General features: G+C 32.8%; 2 protein-coding genes. Both read right to left on the bottom strand.

The genetic code is table 11. The annotated features are described in order from the left end of the window. Positions 1–93: 93 nt before the first annotated feature. Complete coding sequence (locus Q1X91_RS15070) at positions 94–864, bottom strand: patatin-like phospholipase family protein (protein WP_300759349.1); 771 nt, start codon at positions 862–864, stop codon at positions 94–96. A gap of 21 nt (positions 865–885) precedes the next feature. Further along, a complete protein-coding gene (gene fliD / locus Q1X91_RS15075; RefSeq protein ID WP_300759352.1) occupies positions 886–3,090 on the bottom strand; it encodes a flagellar filament capping protein FliD in 2,205 nt (734 codons plus the stop codon). Between the last annotated feature and the right edge of the window lie 523 nt (positions 3,091–3,613).

Genomic DNA, 3,613 nt, shown 5'->3' on the forward strand with positions numbered 1-3,613 from the left:
CCAACAAAAGAACTGGGGTGTGGGGCAAAGCCCCGCAAATATCAAAATTTAAAAAATTTATTTTTTGACAAACTGTATTTGTTTAGGTATATACTATTTTTCTGATTCCATAAATGATAAATACTTCTTTGCGTCATTATAGCCCTGCTCTATTCTTCTTGAAGCACCTTCAGGCGAGAAATCCAAAACACCATTAAAAAAGTTACCCAAGTTTTTTGAAGGATATATTTCATACACATTGATATTATCTTTTCTCTTAACATGTTTTCTTTTATCCAAATGAACAACTATAATATCCGTACACTCTTCATAATCATATAATGGGGATATTGGGCAGTCATCAGTATAATAGCCGTCAAGATAGAAATGATTATCAATTTTTTCTGTAGGAAATACTGCAATTAATGCAGAAGTAGCAAGAAGTATTTTTTTTATTCTTTCATTAGAGTTTCCGTTCAGCTTAAAATATTTAGGCTTTATAAAGAAAGGAGCTTTATACTCTGAGCAGGAAGCATATATATTAAAATGATAATTAGAGATAAGATTGAGGTCTATATACTTATCTATAATTTCAAGCAAACCTTCTCTTGAAAATATACCAAATAGAGAAGATTTATTGATTTTAAAATACTCCTTAAGTTTTTTTGCTGTAAGTATTTTAGTTTTTATCTCTTCTTTCCATACTTTTTCAGCCAGATTGTAATTGTTCATAGCGAAAAGGCAGGAGTTCAGAGCACCTACAGAATCACCAGAAATAGCAGACACTTTATCATATATACCCGATTCTAATAAATATTTCCAAACACCTATATGATAAGCACCTCTTCCTCCGCCTCCTCCAAGTACAAGTCCCAATTTTTTCATATATGAGAAAATAATAAAAAATTAATTTCCGCCTGCATTCTGATTTAGAGAAGATTCAAGTCTTTTTCTCTCTCTTTCAGCCTGCTGTAATTCGCCTTGCATTTTATAATAGGAAGCAAGTCTCTGCTGTCTGTATTCTTCTATTCTATCTTTTTCAGCATCCATTCTTTTTTTATTGTCTTCCATACGGTTTCTTGTCATCATAATACTGTTTTCAACAATACCTCTAGTCTGAGAATAAGGAGTTACAAAATCGCTCATAGTATAAGCAACGCCAGTATCAGGTATATCATCTCCAGTTATATCATTAGAGAATAGTTCTTCTATACCGTCCATCTGGGTTTCTATTTTATTCATAAACTTCTCTTCATCAACCTGTAAGAAGCCTTTTTTTACTTTAGACCATTCCTCTCCAGCGTTTCCTCTGTTTATACCTATTTGGTCAAGAAGTGCAAGCTCTTCTCCATATTCTGTTTCATAAGAATCAGCAACAATCATTCTAATACGCTGAGATATAGTGCTTACAAGAGTATTTCCGCTGAATACTCCTACATAATAAAGTTTTTTCTTCAAAGCAGAATCTGCCATCTCTGGATTATATTCTACTCCCAAAGTAGTAGCCAAATCTATAAGCTCAGTTCTGTTCATATTTTCAATACCGTCTCTTATATCTCTGCTTAAAGGTCTTTGAGTGGTATCATTTAAAAGGTCTATAACATCATTATATGCACTTATGAAGTTTACTATTCCGTCAACTACCTTTTCTTTATCAACCTCAATAGTAGTAGCAAATGCATCAGGAGTAACTTTTTTAGCTGTTATATTAAGCCCGTTTACAACATCATTAAACTCATTGGTATCACTCAATACATCAACACCATCAATTGAAGCTCTTGCATCAGTTGCTTCGGATATTAGATAATTAGGAGCGTCTTCCTCTCTTCCCATATCCTCTATAAGCAAATCTTTATAAAATACATTGTATCCTGCATTTTTATTTATTAAAACGACTTCTGTTATAACGTCTCCCTCTTCAAACTGACCGCCTATAGGAATATTAAGTCTCTGCCAAGATGAACTTATAGTAGGCAAAGCAAAGAATTTTTCTACTTCATCTCCTGCCTTATTAATATATTTAACTCCTATTATTTCAGAATTAAAACCTGTAGCGTCTATTGGTTCTGGGGCTTCTGCCTCTAATCCCTCTTTAGCTTTACGTTCTGCTTCTAATGCTTCTTTATATTTTTTTATATCTTCAAATGTTCTTGAACTGTCTGCTGGAGATAAACCTTCTCCGTATAGTTCAACATCTTTATATATTACACTGTCTATTTTGTTAAAAGTCACTCCAGTGTCTGGAATAGATAAATCCACTGTAGGAGGCATAATAGGAGGCTCTTCTGCATCGTCTAATGAATCTGAAACTCTCGCTGTTATTGATAAAGTAATATTTTCATTAGCCTCTGCCTCTCTATGTAAAGGAAGTGATAATTTATTTTCGCCCTGAAGAACTATAAAGTCATTTTTTACCATATAGTTTGTAGTTAAATTATCAGATTCATCTTCCCATTTACTTAAAAGTTCCTGATTAAATATATGTCCTAAATATCTGTAAGGTCTTCTAGTAAACATATTAAGCTCTTTTAATATGCCAGAATCATCACTTACAACTTCAACTATATTTTTAGAACCTGTTTTTACCAAATCCATAGTAAGAACCTGTAAAGTTCTTGACTTTTGCGTTATTGTAGTCTTTACTTTTTTACCAAATGCTTTATCTATAGCTTTTTGCAAATTTACCAAACTTCCGCCTGCAAAATCTATTGTAGTTTCCTCATCTCCTATTTTCAATACTATTTTACCAGCAGGAAGAGTATCCGCCATATTAAATGCTTTTGAAGAAAATTTCTGACTGGCTGCTATATCTCTTATAGCTATATCGTATGTTGTGGTATTAGCGAGTCTGTTTGCTGTAACAGTAAAATAGTCTGGTATTCCATCTCCTGTACCAACAAAATTTCTAAAAGGAGAACGAAAACCATATAGCTCTTTTGAAGCCGTAGAAAGAGTATCCAATCTGGATTTCAAATCTTCATATGCTGAAATTTCTCTTTGATAATCTTTAGCATTGTCGGCCAAATTGGAAAGTGTGGTACTTCTCTTATTAACTTCAGCTTCTACTGCATTTTGATATACTTCATCAAGAAAAGCTCCTGTTGTTGCCATATAAACATCTCCCCTAAAAATATACTATATTAAATAAAACTAAAATTTCAATATTTATGTAAAAATAAATCTATTTTTTAATTTTCGGAAATATTTAAAAAATTGATAACATTATTTCCTTTTTATAAATAATAGACTTGTTTCAAAACTCAATTTCTTAATATTTACAGTTTTTTAATTTAATAGACTTGTTTCAAAACTATTTTTATTTATAATTGCGGGGACTAGCACTGCGAAGCACACAGTCGTGCCACGCTCTGCGTGCCTTCGGCACCCTCCAGTTCTTTTGTGACGCTGTCCGCCTTCGGTGTGGCACAAAGAACCATATGCTGTACGCCTTCGGCGAGAACCAAAAAGACTGCATTTTTAGCCCAAATTCCAGATATTACCATACGTTTAATACATATCTTTAAAATATAAAGTTCTATCAGTTGCGTTTTTCGCGAAGCGTGCCTTTGGCAAAAACTTTTTTGTGCGGCAAAAAAGTTGATAATTCTATATAATGTACATCAGTTGACAAAAT

This window comes from uncultured Brachyspira sp. (assembly GCF_949287625.1).
Classification (GTDB): Bacteria; Spirochaetota; Brachyspiria; order Brachyspirales; family Brachyspiraceae; genus Brachyspira.